General features: G+C 55.4%; 21 protein-coding genes. 6 read left to right on the top strand and 15 right to left on the bottom strand.

Translation table 11 applies throughout. The features are described from left to right. Positions 1 to 390: 390 nt before the first annotated feature. From SPV1_RS05935 to mutM, 5 genes are all read right to left on the bottom strand, one after another. A complete protein-coding gene (locus tag SPV1_RS05935) occupies positions 391 to 870 on the bottom strand; it encodes an FKBP-type peptidyl-prolyl cis-trans isomerase (protein ID WP_009850231.1) in 480 nt (159 codons plus the stop codon). A 63-nt stretch (positions 871 to 933) separates the two neighbouring features. Beyond that, a complete protein-coding gene (locus SPV1_RS05930) occupies positions 934 to 1926 on the bottom strand; it encodes an aminoglycoside phosphotransferase family protein (protein ID WP_009850230.1) in 993 nt (330 codons plus the stop codon). After that, positions 1916 to 2638 carry an SPOR domain-containing protein gene (locus SPV1_RS05925; RefSeq protein WP_009850229.1) on the bottom strand — a complete coding sequence of 241 codons (723 nt, stop codon included), beginning with the start codon at positions 2636 to 2638 and terminating at the stop codon, positions 1916 to 1918. Before SPV1_RS05925 ends, SPV1_RS05930 begins: the two co-directional genes overlap by 11 nt. Beyond that, on the bottom strand, positions 2638 to 4356 hold the full coding sequence (gene argS / locus SPV1_RS05920) for an arginine--tRNA ligase (RefSeq protein ID WP_040881526.1): 1719 nt from the start codon (positions 4354 to 4356) through the stop codon (positions 2638 to 2640). Before argS ends, SPV1_RS05925 begins: the two co-directional genes overlap by 1 nt. A gap of 144 nt (positions 4357 to 4500) precedes the next feature. Next, entirely contained in the window at positions 4501 to 5316 is an 816-nt protein-coding gene (gene mutM / locus SPV1_RS05915; protein ID WP_009850227.1) for a bifunctional DNA-formamidopyrimidine glycosylase/DNA-(apurinic or apyrimidinic site) lyase, read from the bottom strand. Positions 5317 to 5431: 115 nt separating this feature from the next. Between mutM and SPV1_RS14500 the strand changes: the two genes are divergently transcribed. Beyond that, complete coding sequence (locus SPV1_RS14500) at positions 5432 to 5590, top strand: hypothetical protein (protein ID WP_009850226.1); 159 nt, start codon at positions 5432 to 5434, stop codon at positions 5588 to 5590. Between the two features lie 26 nt (positions 5591 to 5616). On the opposite strand, the gene def is transcribed toward SPV1_RS14500, so the two are convergent. After that, complete coding sequence (def, locus tag SPV1_RS05910) at positions 5617 to 6120, bottom strand: peptide deformylase (RefSeq protein ID WP_231288297.1); 504 nt, start codon at positions 6118 to 6120, stop codon at positions 5617 to 5619. Between the two features lie 17 nt (positions 6121 to 6137). After that, positions 6138 to 6668, bottom strand: coding sequence for a glycine cleavage system protein R (locus tag SPV1_RS05905; RefSeq protein ID WP_009850224.1), 531 nt, complete (start codon positions 6666 to 6668; stop codon positions 6138 to 6140). A gap of 100 nt (positions 6669 to 6768) precedes the next feature. On the opposite strand from SPV1_RS05905, the gene SPV1_RS05900 reads away from it, so the two are divergent. The 3 genes from SPV1_RS05900 (at position 6769) to SPV1_RS05890 (ending at position 11263) form a co-directional block, all read left to right on the top strand. Beyond that, positions 6769 to 7368: an SPOR domain-containing protein gene (locus SPV1_RS05900; RefSeq protein WP_009850223.1), complete on the top strand. Its 600-nt coding sequence runs from the start codon at positions 6769 to 6771 to the stop codon at positions 7366 to 7368. A 343-nt stretch (positions 7369 to 7711) separates the two neighbouring features. Continuing rightward, positions 7712 to 9328, top strand: coding sequence for an IS5-like element ISMafe1 family transposase (locus SPV1_RS05895; protein ID WP_416376562.1), 1617 nt, complete (start codon positions 7712 to 7714; stop codon positions 9326 to 9328). Between the two features lie 345 nt (positions 9329 to 9673). Then, on the top strand, positions 9674 to 11263 hold the full coding sequence (locus SPV1_RS05890) for an ABC-F family ATPase (protein WP_009850220.1): 1590 nt from the start codon (positions 9674 to 9676) through the stop codon (positions 11261 to 11263). A 63-nt stretch (positions 11264 to 11326) separates the two neighbouring features. Here SPV1_RS05890 and SPV1_RS05885 read toward each other — a convergent pair whose 3' ends face one another. The 8 genes from SPV1_RS05885 to SPV1_RS05850 form a co-directional block, all read right to left on the bottom strand. Continuing rightward, complete coding sequence (locus SPV1_RS05885; protein ID WP_231288296.1) at positions 11327 to 11650, bottom strand: HesB/IscA family protein; 324 nt, start codon at positions 11648 to 11650, stop codon at positions 11327 to 11329. Positions 11651 to 11664: 14 nt separating this feature from the next. After that, positions 11665 to 12810, bottom strand: a complete 1146-nt coding sequence (locus SPV1_RS05880) for a cysteine desulfurase family protein (RefSeq protein WP_009850218.1) — start codon at positions 12808 to 12810, stop codon at positions 11665 to 11667. Continuing rightward, on the bottom strand, positions 12794 to 13294 hold the full coding sequence (locus SPV1_RS05875) for an Rrf2 family transcriptional regulator (protein WP_009850217.1): 501 nt from the start codon (positions 13292 to 13294) through the stop codon (positions 12794 to 12796). Before SPV1_RS05875 ends, SPV1_RS05880 begins: the two co-directional genes overlap by 17 nt. Positions 13295 to 13447: 153 nt before the next feature. Beyond that, positions 13448 to 14188 carry a serine O-acetyltransferase gene (gene cysE, locus SPV1_RS05870; protein ID WP_009850216.1) on the bottom strand — a complete coding sequence of 247 codons (741 nt, stop codon included), beginning with the start codon at positions 14186 to 14188 and terminating at the stop codon, positions 13448 to 13450. Further along, complete coding sequence (locus SPV1_RS05865) at positions 14182 to 15444, bottom strand: M16 family metallopeptidase (protein ID WP_009850215.1); 1263 nt, start codon at positions 15442 to 15444, stop codon at positions 14182 to 14184. Before SPV1_RS05865 ends, cysE begins: the two co-directional genes overlap by 7 nt. Positions 15445 to 15583: 139 nt before the next feature. Continuing rightward, positions 15584 to 17677, bottom strand: a complete 2094-nt coding sequence (gene pnp / locus SPV1_RS05860; RefSeq protein ID WP_018293836.1) for a polyribonucleotide nucleotidyltransferase — start codon at positions 17675 to 17677, stop codon at positions 15584 to 15586. A 93-nt stretch (positions 17678 to 17770) separates the two neighbouring features. Next, on the bottom strand, positions 17771 to 18040 hold the full coding sequence (gene rpsO, locus SPV1_RS05855) for a 30S ribosomal protein S15 (RefSeq protein ID WP_009850213.1): 270 nt from the start codon (positions 18038 to 18040) through the stop codon (positions 17771 to 17773). Between the two features lie 134 nt (positions 18041 to 18174). Next, positions 18175 to 19389, bottom strand: coding sequence for a dicarboxylate/amino acid:cation symporter (locus tag SPV1_RS05850; RefSeq protein ID WP_040881525.1), 1215 nt, complete (start codon positions 19387 to 19389; stop codon positions 18175 to 18177). A 174-nt stretch (positions 19390 to 19563) separates the two neighbouring features. Here SPV1_RS05850 and SPV1_RS05845 point away from each other — a divergent pair, with 174 nt between their 5' ends. Together SPV1_RS05845 and SPV1_RS05840 are read left to right on the top strand one after the other, a co-directional pair. Further along, positions 19564 to 19947, top strand: a complete 384-nt coding sequence (locus SPV1_RS05845) for a PilZ domain-containing protein (protein WP_040881689.1) — start codon at positions 19564 to 19566, stop codon at positions 19945 to 19947. Between the two features lie 62 nt (positions 19948 to 20009). Continuing rightward, the gene (locus SPV1_RS05840) at positions 20010 to 20393 is read left to right on the top strand and encodes a PilZ domain-containing protein (protein WP_009850210.1); all 384 of its coding nucleotides are present in this window, start codon (positions 20010 to 20012) and stop codon (positions 20391 to 20393) included. Positions 20394 to 20424: the final 31 nt, after the last annotated feature.

Below are 20424 nucleotides of genomic sequence, written 5' to 3'. Positions count from 1 at the left end.
GCTTGGCATTGCAGATCGACACCCTGTGCATCCCAGACATACTGACATGCCTTTTCAAGCAGGGCAGAGCTTTGGTTCAGATGAGCTGAATTCGCAATGAGCAGATCGATATACTCCGGGACAGAGTATTGCGATGGTATATTTTGCTTCTGCTTTGCACGTTTCATAACCATGTAATTCGCTCTACCTGCCGGTGATCGGATTCTCGTCACTCTGCTTGCACATCTCTGTAGGAACTTCCTTTTAACAGCAGTGACGTGCATATGATGCATGATCCTGCAATGTCTCATTACCTTTGAGGGCCATGCCTTCGTAAACGGACATTAACAGCTACAGGGCAAAAAAAAAGGGCCGCCCGCAGGCGACCCTTTTCATCAAATATCAGGACGCTTAGTGATCGCAGCCTGCTGTATGCACATGGCCGTGGGCCAGTTCATCTTCGGTTGCTTCGCGCACGTCGGTCACATTGACATCGAAATGCAGATCCTGGCCGGCCAGTGGATGATTGCCGTCGATGGTAATCTCATCACCGTCGACTGCAGCAATGCGGATCACCTGAACTCCCTGTGATGTCTCAGCCTGAAACTCCATACCCGCTTTGATCTCGTCCACGCCTTCAAACATATTGCGCGGCACCACCTGGGTCATCTCTTCCTTGTATGGACCATAGGCATCGGCAGCATCAATGCTGACTGTCAGCTCGTCACCGCTGACCTTGCCGGCCAATGCGGCTTCCAGGCCCGGAATAATATTCTGTGCACCATGCAAATAAACCAGCGGCTCAGCATCACGCGACGAATCAATTACAGCCCCGTCGCTGTTGGTCAGCGTGTAGTGAATGGATACAACTTTCTTGTCGGCAATCTGCATGGCGACCTCCTAAAGGGGCAGCACCCTACGCAAATGATGCCGTCGGACAACTATCAGGCAGATTCACAAGCCATGTGGCTGCGGCGCACGGAACAGCAGCGGGCACTCATTCTTGCCGATACCGAGAGCCGTCAGCTCTTCGAGCAGATGCTTGCGCGTCAACGGGATCTCACCCAGAAACTGGCGCTTGCCGTCACGATACGCCAGTCGCGCAAAGATACCGATCGCCTTGATATGGCGTTGCATGGCGGTCAGGCGGAGCTTGTGGTGCCACTCATCAAAATCATCAAAGGCGGCAGCCAGTTGGTCCGGCAGCGCCTGATAAAAGCTGCGACTCCACTGCAGGCGCACAGATTCAGGATAATCCTGATAGCAGTCATAGAGCAACGACGCCAGGTCATAGGTTACCGGGCCTGCCACGGCATCCTGATAATCGATCTGTCCCAGCGGCAGGCTTCCGGCAGGCAGCATCAGGTTGCGACTATGATAATCCAGATGTACCGGTACGCGCGGCAATGCTTCAATCTCCTGCAAGGCATCCGTCAGCGCGGCATGAAAGCCCTGCCGCTGCCCTGCATCGGGCGTGAGGCCTGCTACCTGCGGCAAATACCAGTCCAGGTACAGATCGCATTCACGCCGCATGCGCGCCATATCAAAGGGATGCAACTCAAAGCCGGGCTGCGAATCCTGCAACAGGCGCAACTGACGTAGCGCATCGGCAAACATCGGATCGGCATCACCACCAGCGCTCAAATGAACCGCCCAGGTGATATCGCCGAAATCCTCAAGCAACAGAAACCCCAGTTCTGCATCCGCCGCATGCAGTGCGGATACACGCAAACCGGCCTGCTCAAGCCAGTCACGCACCTGTATAAACGGACGCACATCCTCATGCGGTGGCGGCGCATCCATCAGCACATAGTCGTTACCTGCATGGCTGACTCTGAAATAGCGCCTGAATGATGCATCACCGGCCAGCAGCCGGACATCAGCACCCTCACCGAGCACCGACTGCAACCACTGGTGCCGTAAACTGCTTCTGATTTCAGCCGCCACGAATCAGCAACCCTTTCATATGCATCTGCGCTTCAATGGCCGGCAGACGCTGTTCCGCCTCAGCCTTGCTGGCATATGGGCCGGCATAGGTACGGAACCACTGCCCTCTCTCAGCCAGATCCACTGTCTGCACATAGGCCTTGAAACCCGCCTTATTCAACTTGTTCTGCAAAGCGGTTGCATCCACTCTGCTGCGAAACGAAGCGATCTGAATGCGGAAGCCGGCGAGAACGGCCCGTGGCTCTGCAGCAACAGGCGTTACCACCCCCTGCCCCGACGATGCAAACTCATGAGGATCTGCTTTGACAGGCGAAGGTTCCACCGGTTCTCCGGACTCTTTTGCCGGCTCAACCACCGGCGCAGGCGTCACCGACTGTTTGGGCAGGTCGGTGTAAAACTGCAGATCGCCCACTTTGCTGTGCGCATCCTGTTTCGCCTTGCCCTTCCACATAGCAACCTGCTCTTCGAGCGCGTCAATCCTGGCCTGTAATACGTTGATTTCAGCTGTTTTTGCATCCAGCCGTGCCTGTCTGGCAGCCATATCTTTCTGCGAAACAGTGGGCTTTACATCATGCTGCGCTGTGCCAGTCCAGTAACCTGCAGCAAAGCAGAATCCGGCAATGGCTACGATGGCAAAGGGTAACATGTTCAGGCCGGCTTTCTTCTCCTGCCGGCTGGGCGCCTTGATATGGGCGAAATCTTTTTTAGCCATTACATCCGATCCGGCGCAGAGACGCCGAGTATACCCAGGGCATTCGTAATCACCTGTGCAACGGCACGAATCAGCAGCATTCTCGCCACTGTCAGGTTGTTATCATCCGTTACCACCCGATGCTTGTGGTAGAAGCTGTGGAAATCGGCAGCCAGTCGCATTGCATAGGTTGCCACACGATAGGCTTCCAGCCGGTCTGCAGCCCGGAGCAGTGCTTCCGGATAGGCCAGCAGATGCGCCACCAGCCGCTGCTCCTCATGCGAGGTGAGCACCGAGAGATCGACATCATCAATCTCACCGACCACCACACCCTCATCGCTAGCCTTGCGCAGAATCGCTGCAATGCGCGCATGGGCATACTGCACATAATAGACCGGGTTCTCGTCATTCTGTTTTTTGGCCGCTTCCAGATCAAAATCGAGCTGGGATTCCACCCGGCGTGTCATAAAGTTGAAGCGCACCGCATCACGGCCCACCTCATCCACCACTTCACGCAGGGTAACAAACGTACCGGCACGCTTGGACATCTTCACCGGTACGCCGTCACGGGTCAGATTCACCATCTGAACCAGAATGACATCCGGCTGCGCAGCCGATGCCGCTTCAGGCTCAATCAGCGCCTTCATCGCCGCCTGCACACGCGTCACATAACCGCCGTGATCCGCGCCCCAGACATCAATCATGCGATCGAATCCGCGCAGGTGCTTGTCATAATGATAGGCGATATCCGCGGCAAAATAGGTCGCCGTACCGTCCTGCTTGGCCAGCGGGCGATCGACATCATCACCGAAATCGGTGGTGCGGAACAGCAGGTGTTCAACCGGCTGATAGTCGGAGACCTCCTTACCCTTCGGCGGCGGCAGTGTGCCGCGATAGACCACACCGTCTGCCTGCAGTCGCTCAATCAGCTCGTTCACGCGACCACTGTTGTGCAGGCTCTGCTCCGAAAAGTAGAGGTCAAAGTGAATACCGATGGCATTCAGATCATCCCGGATCATCGCCATATTGGCATCAATCGCCAGTTGGCCGATCAGTGCCAGACGCGCATCCTCATCCATCGCCAGCAACGTTTTATAATCGTGAGCGGCCAGTACTTCAGTGGCAATCTGTACAATATATTCACCGGGATAGGCCGACTCGGGAAACTCAATCTGCTCGCCGTTCAATTCACGCATGCGCAACCAGACGCTGCCCGCCAGCACACCGATCTGGGCTCCTGCATCGTTGATATAGTATTCGCGCTGCACATGATTGCCGGTCGCCGCCAGCAAGTTTGCCAGCGCATCACCGACAACAGCACCGCGGCCATGCCCGACATGCATCGGGCCGGTCGGATTGGCGGATACAAACTCAAGGTTCACTTTGGTGGCATCGGCTGCAGCCGCAACACGGCCATACTCTTCAGCCTGCTGAATAATCGTCTTCAACACATTGGCTTCACTGGCTTTTTTCAAACGTATATTGATAAAACCGGGGCCGGCAACATCGGCCGCCTCAACAGCATCCGGCCAGACAACCGCAGCGAGAATATTGGCGGCAATCTGCTGCGGGCTCTGCTTGAGTACGCGCGCCAGCGGCATGGCGACATTGGCGGCATAGTCGCCGTGTTCCTTCTCCTTCGGACGCGTCAATACGACCGGCGGAACCGCTGCATCCGGGTGATCTTGCAGCAGCTTTATCAGCGCCTGCTCTAGTGCCTGTTCCAGTGCCTGCTTCACGCATGCCTCCATGCCATCAAAAGTCGGCGCATCTTACCGATAACAGCGTCATCTTTCACGAACTGGCTTGCTGATGATAACAGAGAAGCTCTGGATTGCCCCGGGTTATGGCTAAACACGTATTGAAAAAAGAGCCGGCAGTGTTCAATGCTGACAGCGAATACAATAAAAACTGCTGCGGCCGGATTGCTGGATGCGCCTGATTCCTTCACCACAGACCAGACAAGGCTGCCCCTTTCGCCCGTAAACCTGAAATGCATGGGCAAAATAGCCGGGCCTGCCATCGGCACGCACAAAATCACTGATCGTACTGCCACCGGCGCTGATGGCTTCACGCAACACATCCCGAATAGAACTCGCCAACAGATCCAGACGCGCGCCGGCAATGCGGCCTGCTGCGCGCCCCGGATGAATACCTGCCCGAAACAACGACTCAGCGGCATAGATGTTGCCGACACCGACCACGACATGTGCATCCATAATCACCGTTTTGATCGGCGCCTTCCTGCCCCGACACAGCTCTGCCAGATATGCGCCGTTAAATGCATCACCCAACGGCTCCGGTCCCAGCGTGGCAAACCACGGATGCTCAGCCAGCTGATCGGCGGCCAGCAGTCCGGCATAGCCGAAACGACGCGCATCGCGATAACGCAGAGAGGTGCCATCATCCAGATCAATGCGCACATGCTCATGCTTTCCTGCAGATACCTCGCTGCCCAGCACATGAAACTGGCCGGTCATGCCCAGATGCCAGACCAGCACCCGACCGTCAGAGACCTCGATCAGCAGATACTTGGATCTGCGCCTGACTGCCACAATACGGCTACCGGACAGGCTGCCCATATCCGGTAGCGGATAGCGCAGGCTCGGCCTGTGACAGGTGACCGTCAGAATACGGCGGCCAATCAGACACGGTTCAAGCCCCGTGCGTACCACCTCCACCTCAGGCAGTTCGGGCATACCCGCACCGCCTGCAATTTGTCACTGTCATATCAATGTCATACTCCTGTCTCATTCATGTCGCAATCACGGTGCATCTTCTCTCCATATCAATCTCACCAAACTGGAGGCGACCATGTCACCCTTTGAGCAAACAGCCATTACAGATCATGCGGAAATCGTCAGCTGGGTCAGCAAACAACACGGCCACATCCCTGTTACCGATCTGGAACTGATGATGGGGCTGCCACAATCCGAGCCGGGCGATGACGAGCCCAACTATGACTGGGATTAAAATAACCACAGCCTGACAAGCGAGGCCTACATCCGCCTGACCAGGTCGCGAGCCGACACCACCCGGTCAATAAACAGGATACCATCCAGGTGATCCAGCTCATGCTGGATCACCCTGGCCTCAAAACCGGTACTCTCGAGCGATAGTCTGTCGCCGTGGACATCGTCATAACTGACCTGCAGCGAGCGGGCACGTTCAACCATAGCCACCCAGTCCGGCACCGACAGACAGCCTTCGCGCCCCAGCGCCTTCCCTTCTACAGACTCAATAACCGGATTACTCATCCATAACAGACCGTTATTTTTGCATGGGCGCAGGCTTTCGCGGCAGTCAATCACAATCATTCGCTGCTGCCAGCCTATCTGCGGGGCGGCAATACCTACGCCGCCGGGAGCGGCACGCATGACGGCATCAAGCTGCGCAAAGCGCGCCTCCAGATCAGAACCGAAATCTGTGACATCGGGACAGACCTGTCTCAAACGCTCATCCGGATGCTTCAGAATATCAGGCATAATGACTTCGTCAGACATATTCATCAGCGTGTTGGTTACAGAATTGCATCATCCAGCTTGTGGACCTCCACCGTTACACCAATCCGGTGCGCCACAGCCTGCAGGGCTTCATTCATCTCGTCAGACTCTTTGGCAGCAACTTCCAGCACCATCATATAGACCGCGCCCTCATCACCATCCCGTTGCTCGGTCGATACATCCACGATGGAGGCTTTAGCATCAGCCAGCGCTTCCGTGACAGCATGCACAATGCCCACCCGGTCCGCTCCGTGTACGGTAATCACATGATCCGGTTGCAGCGCCGGCGTTTGTGCCTCCTCATCGCTGATCACCTGTGACTGTACGCTCAGGCGAGTATGTCGCTCCAACTCCGCCAGCGCCGCTTTCAGTTCGCCCAGACTGCGATCCTCCGGCAGCCTGACAATCATCATCATCGTAAACCGGCCCCTGAGTGCCGTCATGGATGAGTCTTCGATGTTTGCATTCAGATGCAACAGTGCATCGGCCACATCGCGGACGATGCCCGCCCGGTCATGACCTGAAATGGATAACAATACATTGGACATAACAACCTCCCATTGACTCTCGACACTCAGCCTATGGGGCACGGCTGACAAGTTCAAACGAATGTGGACGATCACACTGTAAAGGTCTAACTTATCCTGCATGTCCGATACCCATACTCCTGACAAGCGCCCGACCAACCACCGGCAATATTTTCTTATCGCTGCTGCTGTCGGTGCAGTGGTCATCATTGCCCTCCTGTTCACACTCGGCGGCCAGCATACAACCACTCCCCCGACACCATCGCCGGCTTCCCCGGCTCTCGTAGAGCCACCGATCAGCGAGAGTGAGAGCCCAACAACTGCACAGCCCTCCGATGAGCCGCAACAGGCGGCAAGCGAGTCTGCTTCCAGTGAAGCTGCGGCAGTAACGAGCGACCCTCTTGTCACAGATAGTACTGCGCCGGCCATCGAGCCGGCCGATGCGACACCGGTTGATCACGCCATCATTCCGGCCGATCACTCGGGGCCGCCGTGGGCATTGAACCTGATTTCACTCTCCACACCGGAGCATACGCCGGAGCTTATCAGCCAGATCAAGGCTCTAGGCTTCAATCCTGAAGTAGTGGAAGTGAATATTGACGGACGCCACTGGTTCCGGGTCCGCATCAAAGGATTTGCCACAATCAGCGCTGCACGTCAGGCCGGACAAACCTTCGTCAATGACAAAAAGTATCCCGCTCCGTGGATCGGGGGTTATTAGGCCTATTAGACCCTCCATCCGGGCGCTCTGACAAGGCGGAAGTCTCATCGCTTTATCGGGATAATTGAGCAGGGCAATTGCATTAAATATATTGTAGCCACTCAATATGAACACATGAATGACCTTGAACTGACGCAATGTATATGAGATATACTTGTCCTTTCTTTGGCGGCAAAGAAAGGACGAAAGAAAGCCGCCTCCGCTATCTCTGCCCTTCGGGTGCCCTCGGCATAAATAGATTCCCCTCAAAAAGTCACAACCCATTGATATATTGAGACAAAGCGATGTTCATGGTAGTCTGAAGTGCAAGGGAATGGGCGCATCTGGCGCAAAAGGTTTGCACATGATACGAGAGACAAGTGACCGGCAACTTCAGTTGAAGGACTTTATTCATCCATTTGGATGTGATTTGAATTCTGAGAATCGTTGGGTGAAGCTGGCGGAGGTTGTGCCTTGGGATGATCTTGCCGTGGCTTACAATTCCGTGATGAGCGCGACGCAGGGTCGGCCTGCGAAGCCTGCGCGTCTGGTGATCGGTGCGCTGATCATCAAGCACAAGCTGAACCTGAGCGATGAAGAGACAGTATTGCAGATCCAGGAGAACCCCTATCTCCAGTTTTTTTGCGGCCTTGGTGCATATGTGGATGCACCGCCGTTTGTTCCGAGCCTGTTCGTGGAGATACGCAAGCGCATGGGTGCGGAAGTGTTTGATGCGTTTGAGCAGGCGATAGTGGATCGGGCGGTGCATATCCAAAAGAAGCGGAAACCAACCCGGGTCAGCACGTCCGGCGGTGATGGGTCACCTCCTTCTTCCTGCGGGGATGGGTCCGACCAGGATCGACCGGCACCGGTTGATGCGGTTGATGCGCAGGCAGAGGACGTGACACACCATGGCAAGCTGCTGATGGATGCGACGGTGGCCGACCAGATGATCCGCTTTCCGACGGATCTCGGCCTGCTCAATGAGGCGCGTGAGATCTCCGAGTCCTTGATTGATGAGCTGCACAAACAAACCGGCGGCAAGAAGCCGCGCACTTACAGGCAGCAGGCGCGCAAGGTATTTCTTTCCATCAGCAAGCGCAAGAAACCGGGCGGCAAGCTGATCCGCAAGGGCATCCGCCAGCAGTTGCAGTATGTGCGCCGCAATCTTGGGCATATTGAGCGGATGCTGGACGAGCTGATGGCGGAGGCCGGCATGCCGTTTCCCTTAGGACACAAGCTTCAACGCCAGTACTGGATTATTCAGCATGTGTATGCGCAGCAGAAGCGGATGTATGAGACGAAGAGCCGCCGCTGTGATGACCGTATTGTCAGCATCAGTCAGCCGCATGTGCGGCCGATTGTACGGGGCAAGGCTGGCCGCCCGGTGGAGTTTGGCGCAAAGGTGAGCGTCAGCATGATTGGCAAACTGGCATTTGTAGATCATCTGGATTGGGATGCATTCAATGAGTCACAGGATCTGATCGCACAGGTGGAGCGATACAAGGCGCGCTTCGGCTTTTATCCTGAGGTGGTGCTGGCTGATGGCATCTACGGCACACGCGCGAATCGGCGGTGGCTGAAGGAGCATGGCATCCGCTTTGGCGGCAGGCCTTTGGGCAGGCCAAGGAAGGTTACATCGGAGAATATGGATGAGATCAAACAGCTCAAGCGCCAGCGCAGGGAGGATGAGCGCAGTCGCATCCCTGTCGAAGGCAAGTTCGGGCAAGGGAAAAACGGTTACCGGCTCAATCAAATACGCGCCCGTTTGGCTTCAACCTCTGAGGCATGGGTGCGGAGCATCTTCCTGGTGATGAACCTGATTGCCCTGCTCAGGTTTTTGCTGCCTTTTTTGCGCCCATCAGCCATCATGGATGCCTGCACAACATGGCTCAGGGGCATGCTGAGGCTTGATGACGGCGTTGGCGATCGTTTGACTGGCATGCATCCCCGCTTCGCGGACGCTTCCACTGGATGGTAGATGGATGTTTTTGAGGAGGCTCTAAATATTTTAGCGGCCACGGCTCCGCCGCTCTACTCCGCGAAAATATTCATACCGAGGCAGATCTAAAAGGAGGGCTTTTAAGCAACATCAACAGCCCCCATAGCTGATACAAGTCCTTACTTGCGATATTCCGACCAGCTGCAGTACGTCTACGGATTGAATATTCAGTACATGAATAAAGGGTCGTTTTAATGCGATTGCTCTGGATAATTGAGCATCCGGGCTTGTATATCGCATACACAACCATAAGCTGCGTCTCTTTCCAAGCCATCGCCACATTCCATGTTCGTATGGTTAATCTCTGTCACAACGGAACACGCCTTGATCTCTACATCCGGTATTACCATGCAATTCGGGGACAAACCCCTGTTTGAAAACATCACAACAAAATTCGGTGACGGCAATCGCTACGGACTGATCGGCGCCAACGGCTGCGGCAAGTCCACGCTGATGAAGATTCTCGGCGGCGATCTGGTGCCTACTGCCGGCACTGTCAGCATTGATCAGCATGAGCGACTGGGCAAACTGCGCCAGGATCACTTCGCCTTTGAAGAGTTTACCGTGCTCGATACCGTCCTGATGGGCCATGAAAAGCTGTGGAAGATCAAACAGGAGCGGGATCACCTCTACTCTCAGGATGAACTAAGCGAAGAAGATGGCATGCGTGCCGGTGATCTGGAGAGCGAGTTTGCCGATCTGGACGGCTACAGTGCCGAGCCTGATGCGGGCGATCTGCTGATCAGCATGGGCATCCCGGTGGATGATCACTATAACCTGATGAAATCTATCGCACCCGGCATGAAATTGCGTGTGCTGCTGGCACAGGCACTCTTCGGTAACCCGGAGATCATCCTGCTCGATGAGCCGACCAACAACCTGGACCTCAATGCCATCCGCTGGCTGGAAGGAGTGATCAATGCCCAGAAAGGCACGATGATCATCATCTCCCATGACCGTCATTTCCTGAACAGTGTCTGCACCCACATGGCCGATCTGGACTACGGCGAGTTACGCGTTTACCCGGGCAACTATGACGACTACATGGAAGCGGCAGCTTTGGTGCAGGAGCAGTTGCTGACAGCCAATGCCAAGAAGACAGAGGAGATTCAGGAGCTGCAGGCTTTCGTGCGCCGCTTCTCGGCTAATGCATCCAAAGCCACGCAGGCCCAGTCCCGTGCCAAGAAGCTGGATAAAATCAAGCTCGACGAAGTAAAACCTTCAAGCCGTGTCAGTCCTTTTATGCGTTTTAATCAGGACAAGAAACTGTTTCGTGTCGCACTCAAGCTTGAGAAGTTGAGCAAAGCCTTTGATGAGCGTCCGCTGTTTGAAAACTTTGATCTGATGGTCACTGTCGGCGAACGGGTAGCTGTAATTGGTTCCAACGGTATTGGCAAAACCACGCTACTGCGCTGTCTGGCCGACGATCTGAAGCCAACTTCAGGTGAAATCAAATGGTCGGAGAATGTAAAGCTGGGCTACTATGCTCAGGACCATTCGGCTGATTTTGCCGAGGATATATCCGTCTTCGACTGGATGGCACAGTGGAAAAGAGAAGAGCACGGTGAGCAGGAGATCCGCGGCAACCTCGGTCGCATGCTGTTCTCCCAGAATGATATCAAGAAATCGGTCAAAGCACTATCCGGTGGCGAAAAGGGACGCATGCTGTTCGGCAAGTTCATGTTCCAGAACCCCAATGTGATGCTGCTGGACGAGCCGACCAACCATATGGATATGGAATTCATCGAATCCCTGAACACTGCACTGGAAGCCTATCCGGGCACCCTGATCTTTGTCAGCCACGATCGTGAATTAATCTCCTCGGTTGCCACACGTATTATCGAGCTGACTCCGGCAGGCATTGTCGATTACCATGGCACCTACGAAGAGTATCTGAAATCCCAGGGCGTTTAATCCTGAAACAGAAAAAGGCTGCCAATGGCAGCCTTTTTCTGTTTCACAGGGATATAAACCAGCTTACACGGAAAATGACTGGCCGCAGCCGCAGGCTCCTTTCTGATTCGGATTATTATAGACAAAGCCGGACGATAACAGGTCCTGCTGGAAGTCCAGCCGCAAGCCGGTCAGCGCCGTGGCATAGGACGGAGCATCCACATACAGCTCAAAGCCATCGCAGACACGCACCAGATCTCCCTCAGAAGGTCCCTCTGCCAGGTCCATCAGATACTCCAGTCCCGAACAGCCGGCAGGCCTCACTGCCAGACGCAGCCCCTTGCAGCCGGCCTGAGATACCAGTTCGCGCACACGCTTTTTTGCCGCATCGGTCAATTCAACATCCATCACTTCAGACTCCATCAGGCAGCCAAACCTGCCATACCTTTTAATCGCCTGCGTACACTCACCAGTGCAGCAACCAGCGCCTGCGCATCATCCATACTACTCGTCGGCCCGAAACTGACGCGGATAGAACTGCGCGCACGCATATCCGGGATTCCCATCGCCAGCAGCACATGCGATGCCTCACGTTTACCGGAAGAGCATGCAGAGCCGGAAGCAACGGCAAAACCGTCCAGATCCAGCTGCATCAACATCGTTTCACCATCCATCCCCGGCAATACGACCAGACTGGTATTGGCCGTACGCAGGGCATCTTCGGCAATAATTTCCGCTTCAGGTATCTCTGTTTTCAGCTGCTGTTCAAAGGCATCGCGCACAGGTGCCTGGGCGGCAAAATCTATAACACCGAGCGCCGCGGCAAAGCCTGCGATAGCCGGTACATTCTCGGTACCCGAGCGCCGGCCGCGCTCCTGCCCGCCACCGGGCGTCAACTCGTGCAACCTTACCCCGCGCCGGACCAGAAGCGCCCCCACGCCTTTCGGGCCGCCGATTTTATGACCCGACAAGCTCATGAAATCCACATCCAGATGGCGAAAATGCACATCGCCTTTACCCAGCGCCTGCACGGCATCCACCAGCATCGGTACGCCGCGCTCCCGGCAATGCGCCGCCACCGGCTGCACCGGCTGCACGGCGCCACTCTCGTTATTGACCAGCATCATACAAACCAGACGCGTATCATCGGAAACGGACCGGATCATCTGATCGGCTGATACCACACCGCTCTGATCCGGACGCACCTGAATCAACTCCCAGCCGGCATCAGCCGGCTGCTCTGCGACAAACTGTTGCAGGGGTTTTAAAACAGCCGGATGTTCAATCGCCGTCGTCACAATGCGTCCGGGCTTGCAGGTCGACAGGACACTGTGAATCGCTATATTATTACTTTCAGTACCGCCGGATGTGAATACAACACTGCCGGATTCACAATCGACATAACGGGCCAGCGCTTCGCGCGCATCATCCACTACCCTTCGGGCTGCCCGCCCCGCCCAGTGCAAACTGGATGGATTGCCGGATGCTTCCGAGGCCGCCTGCAACATGGCATCCAGTGCCTCGCGTACAGGTGGACAGGTAGCATTATGATCAAGATACCGCTTCAATTTTCACTGCCGAATCGGGCATGGTTCTGGATACGGGCATATAGGCATCCACATCGCCCAGATCAATACGATCCAGGAACACATCTCTCTCACACACTTTGGCCAGACTCACTGCATCCAGAAAGCGGTAAATATGCTGCCCCAGCGATTCCCACAACTGATGCGTATCGCAACGATTGCCGCGATGGCAACCGCGCACACCGTTCTCGCACATGGTCGTACGTACCGGCTCATTCACAGCGCGAATAATATCGGCTATCGAAATATCCACCGCATCCTTGGCCAGCAAATAACCGCCACCCGGACCACGCACCGAACGCACCAGCCCGTTTTCACGCAGGCGGCGGAATAACTGCTCAAGATAAGAGAGCGAAATAAACTGGCGCTCGGAAATAGCCGCCAATGTCACCGGTCCGTCATTCTGCTGCTTGTTCAGATCCACCATTGCCGATACGGCATATCGGCCTTTACTGGTCAGTCGCATATCAAACCTCCACGGGGTAATAACCCTGTATCAGGGTCGGATATTATAATCCCGACTGTTTTAGTCAAGTATGAAAAAACGAGGCTGTCAAAGCCATGCATCACCAAGGAGCCAGCGCCGGCACCCTCTGCACCGGCCCTTAAGACTGTCCGCTTAAATCCCGCCGCCGAGAAAACGCTCCAGCTTCTCCTGCTCACTGACGCGATCCTCATCCAGTTGCTTGACCTCTTTCGCCTTGTCGCCCGTAGGGCGAGGATGAAAGGTATCCACACGTGCATTGACATCATCAATCATTTTCAACACATGTCCGAGTGCTTCCGCCACCGGATTAGCCAGTAGATGGTGATCCAGATTGATCTTGCCATCCTCAATCAGCGACTTGGTGGAGCCCACCACCGTGCCCGGAATACCAACCACCGTGGAGTGCTCCGGCACATCGTGAAAGACGACCGAATTAGCACCTATGCGCGACTGCTCGCCAATGGTGATCGCGCCCAACACCTTGGCGCCGGCGCCGACTATCACGCCATCGGCCAATGTCGGATGACGCTTGATCTTTTCCCATGTCGTGCCGCCCAGCGTTACACCATGGTACAGTGTCACATCATCGCCGATCTCTGTCGTTTCACCAATCACAATACCCATGCCGTGATCAATGAAAAAGCGCCGACCAATGGTCGCACCCGGATGAATCTCGATACCGGTCAGCCAGCGTGCCACATGCGATATAAAACGCCCCAGCCATAGCCAGTCGCGCTGCCAGCAGACGTGTGCTACCCGGTACATCCAGATGGCATGCAAGCCTGGATAGCAGGTCAGCACCTCCCAGTTGGAGCGCGCCGCAGGGTCCCGGTCAAAAGCTGTATGTATGTCTTCTCTGATAGTTTCTAACATGATGGGCCAATTCTATCACAAACCTGTGTCAGCGCGCACTCAGGTGCGGCAATACTCCACAGCTTGCCCTGCTGCAGCTTCTGCTGACTCCAGCTGCGCACGGTTTCCACATCCACACTGCGTATCTTCTCCAGCCACTGCAGCGGCGATAACAGCACTGCCTCATCCTGTCGCCCGCCCAGGTGCAGCATCTGACCTTCCACCGAATCCAGTCCCATACGGAACTGCACTTCCAGCTGCCGCTTCGCCCTCTCCAGCTCTTCAGCACCGATATCAGCAGCAAAACCACCCAGTACATCCTGTAATACCGCGGCGCACTCGTCGGCTCGCGACGGCTCCGAGCCGCAGGTCACACTCCAGACGCCTGTATCGCTAAGCATACTCAGGTGCGAACCGATACTGTAAGCCAGACCACGCTTTTCACGCACTTCCCGAAACAGGCGCGAGCTCATGCCGCCGCCCAGCATCTGATTGGCCAGCCAGGCCACAGGTCGCTCGTCAGATGCCACGGTAATGCCCGGATAGGAGAGCACCATCTGCGCCTGCTCTCCGTCCCGCTCCAGCGGCTGTAACCCGCGTGCCAGTGTCGCCGGCGGCAGTCGATCCAGTGCCCTGTCTGTCTGCGGGAAAGATAGTGCGGACAATGCATCCACCAACTCGGCATGATCAATCCGGCCTGCTGCAGCAATCAGCAGGCGCCCGTCACTGTAGTGTTGCTGCAGGTAACTGCGCAGTGCGTCCGCATTCATCTCTGACAGCGCCTGATGCGTACCGAGCACAGGACGCCCCAGCGCATGATCCGGAAACAGCGCCTCGACATGCTGATCCATCACCCACTCTTCCGGCGTATCATCAACCATCGCCATCTCGGCATAAATCACTTCGCGTTCGCGCTGCCACTCATCCGCAGGCAGAGCCGGCTCAAGCACCATATCCATCAGCACGGCCAGTGACTCCTGCCAGTGCTCATGCAGCACATGCAGGTGGAAGCATGTACGCTCGCGCGAGGTGAAGGCGTTGGCATTGCCACCCAGCTCATCGAGCTTTTCGGCCAGCGCATGGACATCCATACGTTTTGTACCCTTAAACAGCATGTGCTCCAGCGCATGGCTCATGCCCGCCTGAGCAGTAACCTCATCCCGGCTGCCTACATCGACAAATACACCCAGTGCCACACTCTGCGCTTCGGGCATAGCACAACTGAGTACCAGCGGGCCATCCGGCAAACGGGTCTCCTGATAAAACGGCTTATTCATACATCATCACCATACTGTCCTTTTCCTTGCATCTCAACGGTTCCTCTGATGCAACACAACCGCATCCTCAAACGAAAAAGGGGCGGACAAAAGCCCGCCCCTCTTCATTCAGATCAACCCTGATTCAGCAATGCTGCTTTCAGTCTTCAACGTCCTTCATGGAGAGACGGATTTTGCCCTGACGATCCACTTCCAGCACCTTGACGCGTACTTCCTGACCCTCTTTCAGCTCATCCGCCACTTTTTCAACGCGATGGTTGGCAATCTGGGAGATATGAACCAGCCCGTCAGTACCACCGACAACACGTACGAATGCACCGAAGTCCATCAGCTTGACGACCTTGCCGGTATAGATCGCGCCGACTTCAACTTCAGCTACGATATCTTCAATCATCTTCTTCGCCGCTTCACCGGCATCACCGGTCACTGCGAAGATCTTGATCGTACCGTCGTCCTCAATATCCACCTTGGCACCGGTTGCTTCCACAATACCGCGGATCACCTTGCCGCCGGCTCCGATCACTTCACGGATCTTGTCCACCTTGACCTTCATCGTGAACATACGCGGCGCATGATCTGCAATCGCACCACGTGGTGTCTCCATGCATTTCGCCATCTCATCCAGAATATGCATACGACCGGCATGTGCCTGTGCCAGTGCTTCCTGCATGATTTCGCGGGTCAGACCACCGATCTTGATATCCAGCTGCAGCGTAGTAACACCTTCACGGGTACCGGCCACCTTGAAGTCCATATCGCCCAGATGATCTTCATCACCCAGAATATCGGTCAGTACGGCATAACCGTCCTGCTCCAGAATCAGACCCATCGCCACACCGGCAACGGCAGCCTTCACAGGTACGCCTGCATCCATCAGCGCCAGAGAGGTGCCGCAAACAGAAGCCATCGAAGATGAGCCGTTGGATTCGGTAATTTCAGATACGGAACGAATGGCGTAACCGAATTTCTCCATGGACGGCAGTACCGCTTCCACACCGCGACGGGCCAGACGGCCGTGGCCGATTTCACGACGACCCGGAGGGCCGAAGCGACGTGCTTCACCCACAGAGTAAGGCGGGAAGTTGTAATGCAGCATAAAGCGCTGCTTGGCCACGCCCTCCAGCGACTCTGTCATCTGCATGTCAGATTCTGTACCGAGCGTGATGGTAACCAGTGCCTGAGTCTCGCCACGGGTAAACAGCGCGGAGCCATGTGTACGCGGCAACACGCCTACCTGACAATCAATGGCACGCACCTGATTGGTAGCGCGGCCGTCAATACGCGGGTTACCGGCAATAATAGAGCGGCGCACCACTTTCTTTTCCAGACTCTTCATCGCGGAAGAGACATCATTGGATGAATATGCGCCCGGTGCATCTTCAGTGCCGGCAAACTTCGCCTGCGCTGCTGCACGGAAAGCCTCGATTTTGGCGGCACGCGCCGACTTGTCGGTAATTGCATAGGCTGCACGGACATCCGCTTCGAAGGCCGCATTAACAGCGTCCTGCACATCGGAGTTGCCGCCTGCCAGTTCAATCACCAGCTTCTCTTTACCGGCCAGTTTGACCAGCTCTTCAATCGCATCAAGGACAGGCTGATAACCGGCCTGACCGAAAGAGATCGCATCAATCATCTGCTCTTCGGAGAGCTCCTTGGCTTCAGACTCGATCATCAGCACCGCATCACGGGTACCGGCAACGATCAGATCCAGCGAAGATTCAGCCACCTGCTCATAGGATGGGTTGAGGATAAACTCACCGTCAATCAGACCAACGCGGGAAGCGGCAATCGGCTCGGCGAACGGGATATCGGAGATCGCCAGAGCGGCAGATACGCCGTTGATGGCAACGATATCCGGATTGGTGCCTTCATCAACGGACATGACCGTAGCAATCACCTGTGTTTCATGAAAGTAGCCCTTGGGGAACAGTGGTCGAATAGGGCGGTCGATCAGACGGGAGGTCAGCGTCTCCTTCTCGGATGGGCGACCTTCACGCTTGAAGAAGCCGCCGAGAAAACGACCGGCTGCATAGGTTTTTTCCTGATAGTGAACGGTGAGCGGCATGAAATCCACGCCCTGCAGTGGCTGCTTGGCGCAGGTTGCAGCAACATGAACGACGACATCGCCGACCTGGGCCAGAATGGATCCGCCGGCCTGACGCGCTACGCGTCCTGTTTCAAATGAGATAGTGCGGCCAGCAACTTCAGCCTGCGTTTTTTTAACATCAAACATATTGGATTCCTTTTTAACGCGCATGTCCCTGGCGTGGTTGCAAAGCGACAAAAAAGAAAAAAGGCGGCCCTTTTCAGGGCCGCCGGAAACTGTTTAGCGACGCAGTCCCAGACTTTCGATCAGGGTACGATAACGACTAAAATCTTCTTTCTTCAAATATTTAAGCAGGTTACGGCGCTGACCGACCATTTTAAGCAGGCCGCGGCGTGAGTGATGGTCCTTGTGGTTGTCCTTGAAGTGACCGCCGAGCTGATTGATACGCTCCGTCAACAGGGCAACCTGCACTTCCGGTGAACCGGTATCGCCTTCATTACGACGAAAATTTTCAATGATTGTGTTTTTTTCTTCCAGCGCCAAAGACATGAACGTTCTTCCTCTTATTTCTGCTTTCCTTTTTATAGGGCGGCGAACCATAACGACAGAAATCGCATCATGCAAATATTTATTCATCCGCCCATCTGACACCATCACTCTCAGAGCAAGGTCATAGCCCGTTATTATTGTTTTTCCTGCGTTAAACGACCGACTACGGCAGCGCCGACCGCATCGCCATAAACATTGATCGTGGTCCGGCAACGATCAAGAAACCAGTCGATGGCCAGAATCAGACCGATGCCATCGAGCGGCAGCCCCACCGCCTCCAGCACAATCACCATGGTCACCAGCCCTGCTTCCGGAATCCCGGCCGCGCCAATCGCAGCCATCGTGGCAGTCAGCAATACCAGCATCTGCTGGCCGAAACTAAGATCAATACCGTACGCCTGCGCAATAAACAGCACGGCCACCGCTTCATACAGGGCTGTTCCATCCATATTCATCGTGGCCCCGAGCGGCAGTACAAAACGGCGCGCCTTCTCATCAACACCGGCCAGCTTCACTCCCTCCAGCGTCAGCGGTAGCGTGGCACTGGATGAGGCGGTGGAGAAGGCCGTCATCAGCGCCGTCCCCATATGTCTTAAATAGACTGCAATGGAACGACGGGCAAATATCCACAGGATGACCGAAAGCACTATCGCATGCGTCAGCAGCCCGGAAATGACCGCCAGCGCATACCTGGCCAGGCCGGCCAACTGGGCAATGAATGCGTCACCACCACCCGCCGAACCCAGCTTGGAAGCGATCAGGGCAAACACACCTATCGGAGCGAACAGCATCACCCACTCCACGATTCGCATCATCGCCTCATTCAGACCCTCGAAAAACAGAATAACCGGCCGACCCTTCTCACCCAGCGTGGAGAGCGCTGCTGCGAGCAGAATGCAGAAGACAATAATCGGCAGCAACTTCATGTTGGCTGCTGCATCAATAATATTCGCATGCACAAGCGAAAGAATCAGATCCGTAATGCCGACATCTCCGACTGCCGGCGTGGGCGCCGCGCCTCCCGATGCCAGATCCACGCCCACACCCGGCTGCCAGAGATTGGCCATCAACAGGCCGATAGCGACTGCGATCAGCGTGGTACATGCATAATAGGCAACCGAATATCCGCCCATGCGCCCGAGCTTGCGCACATCACCGAGCCCGGCCACGCCGGTAATAATACTGGCCGCAACCAGCGGCACGATCAGCATTTTCAGTGTGGTAAGAAACAGCTCTCCCAGCCATGCCACCGACCCCATCGCTTCGCCCCAGACAAAGCCGGAGATGCCACCTGCGACAATGGCCACTACCATCAACAGCAACAGCTTATTCTCAGTAAAGCTTCTCATCATATCTCCCCGTGTGCAGCTATAAGTTGCAGCTTCAACCTTAGCCTGTCAGCGCAGGAAGCAAACCTTTGCTGTTTTTTAGCACCCGATTTGCATATAATTGCATTACAACTTGCGCGGCACGATGAATCAACTAACGCACTGCAGCAATTACTGCAGGAAGAGAGTTTTTATATGAAGACGCATCACAACCACAGAAACTACAGTCGCTCCAAGGTATCGGTCGGGGCAGTACTGAGCCCGGAGGGTAAAGAGCCCTTCGGCGTTGAAGTCGTAGACCTGAGCATGAGCGGCGTATTTCTGCATAGTGACACCGCCCTTCCCATGGGCACCCGCTGCCAGCTCAGCATTCTGCTCGGCCATTTCAAGCACGAGCTACCGATTATCACCGAAGGCACGGTGGTCCGCACCGACAAAAAGGGCATAGCGCTACGCTTCGAATCAGTTAAAGTGGAAAGCGCCCCCAAGCTGGAGGAACTGGTTGTTGATCATGCAGATGATCCGGAGCAGGCGCACCTGGAAATTTCCAGTCACGGCGGCTGGATTTTCACCCCCTGAAAACCTCAAGCATGCATCAGATGACTTGACCATATCACCCTGACCCAAGAAGGAGATGCGGCATGAAGCCCCGGGCCAATAATAAAAAACCAGTATCCGAAGGTGTTCCCGCAACGGCTTCCATCGCATTACAGGATGGAAGCACACTTGAAGGCGAAATCATCGACCTGGCCATGCACGGGATGTTTTTGCGCAGCAACAACCCACCCGCTACGGGCAGCTCCTGTCAGGCCACCATCCGGCTCGGTCATATCCGCCATGAGTTATCCATCGAGGCCGAATGTACGGTTGTACACGTCGTTGGCAACAGCGTAGCGCTCCGCTTCGATTCAGTAAAACTGGAAGGCAAAGGTCAGAATCAGCACATTGAACATCTTGAAGAAATGGGCCTGGAACGGCTGGAGTTTTCCAGCCACGGCGGCTGGGTTTTCACCCCGGAAGCCTGATGCACCGGCCAGCCGGCCTGCTGCAACTGTG

The organism is Mariprofundus ferrooxydans PV-1 (assembly GCF_000153765.1).
Taxonomy (GTDB): Bacteria; Pseudomonadota; Zetaproteobacteria; order Mariprofundales; family Mariprofundaceae; genus Mariprofundus; species Mariprofundus ferrooxydans.
The sequence above is the reverse complement of the archived record's forward strand: the minus strand, read 5'-3'. Positions and strand labels throughout refer to the sequence as shown.

Excerpts from the sequence above, each read along its gene's own strand:
- SPV1_RS05935 (WP_009850231.1), bottom strand. The coding sequence starts at position 870 with ATGCAGATTGCCGACAAGAAAGTTGTATCCATTCACTACACGCTGACC.
- SPV1_RS05925 (WP_009850229.1), bottom strand. The coding sequence starts at position 2,638 with ATGGCTAAAAAAGATTTCGCCCATATCAAGGCGCCCAGCCGGCAGGAG.
- mutM (WP_009850227.1), bottom strand. The coding sequence starts at position 5,316 with ATGCCCGAACTGCCTGAGGTGGAGGTGGTACGCACGGGGCTTGAACCG.
- SPV1_RS14500 (WP_009850226.1), top strand. The coding sequence starts at position 5,432 with ATGTCACCCTTTGAGCAAACAGCCATTACAGATCATGCGGAAATCGTC.
- def (WP_231288297.1), bottom strand. The coding sequence starts at position 6,120 with ATGTCTGACGAAGTCATTATGCCTGATATTCTGAAGCATCCGGATGAG.
- SPV1_RS05905 (WP_009850224.1), bottom strand. The coding sequence starts at position 6,668 with ATGTCCAATGTATTGTTATCCATTTCAGGTCATGACCGGGCGGGCATC.
- SPV1_RS05900 (WP_009850223.1), top strand. The coding sequence starts at position 6,769 with ATGTCCGATACCCATACTCCTGACAAGCGCCCGACCAACCACCGGCAA.
- SPV1_RS05895 (WP_416376562.1), top strand. The coding sequence starts at position 7,712 with ATGATACGAGAGACAAGTGACCGGCAACTTCAGTTGAAGGACTTTATT.
- SPV1_RS05885 (WP_231288296.1), bottom strand. The coding sequence starts at position 11,650 with ATGGATGTTGAATTGACCGATGCGGCAAAAAAGCGTGTGCGCGAACTG.
- SPV1_RS05875 (WP_009850217.1), bottom strand. The coding sequence starts at position 13,294 with ATGCGACTGACCAGTAAAGGCCGATATGCCGTATCGGCAATGGTGGAT.
- cysE (WP_009850216.1), bottom strand. The coding sequence starts at position 14,188 with ATGTTAGAAACTATCAGAGAAGACATACATACAGCTTTTGACCGGGAC.
- SPV1_RS05865 (WP_009850215.1), bottom strand. The coding sequence starts at position 15,444 with ATGAATAAGCCGTTTTATCAGGAGACCCGTTTGCCGGATGGCCCGCTG.
- pnp (WP_018293836.1), bottom strand. The coding sequence starts at position 17,677 with ATGTTTGATGTTAAAAAAACGCAGGCTGAAGTTGCTGGCCGCACTATC.
- rpsO (WP_009850213.1), bottom strand. The coding sequence starts at position 18,040 with ATGTCTTTGGCGCTGGAAGAAAAAAACACAATCATTGAAAATTTTCGT.
- SPV1_RS05850 (WP_040881525.1), bottom strand. The coding sequence starts at position 19,389 with ATGAGAAGCTTTACTGAGAATAAGCTGTTGCTGTTGATGGTAGTGGCC.
- SPV1_RS05845 (WP_040881689.1), top strand. The coding sequence starts at position 19,564 with ATGAAGACGCATCACAACCACAGAAACTACAGTCGCTCCAAGGTATCG.
- SPV1_RS05840 (WP_009850210.1), top strand. The coding sequence starts at position 20,010 with ATGAAGCCCCGGGCCAATAATAAAAAACCAGTATCCGAAGGTGTTCCC.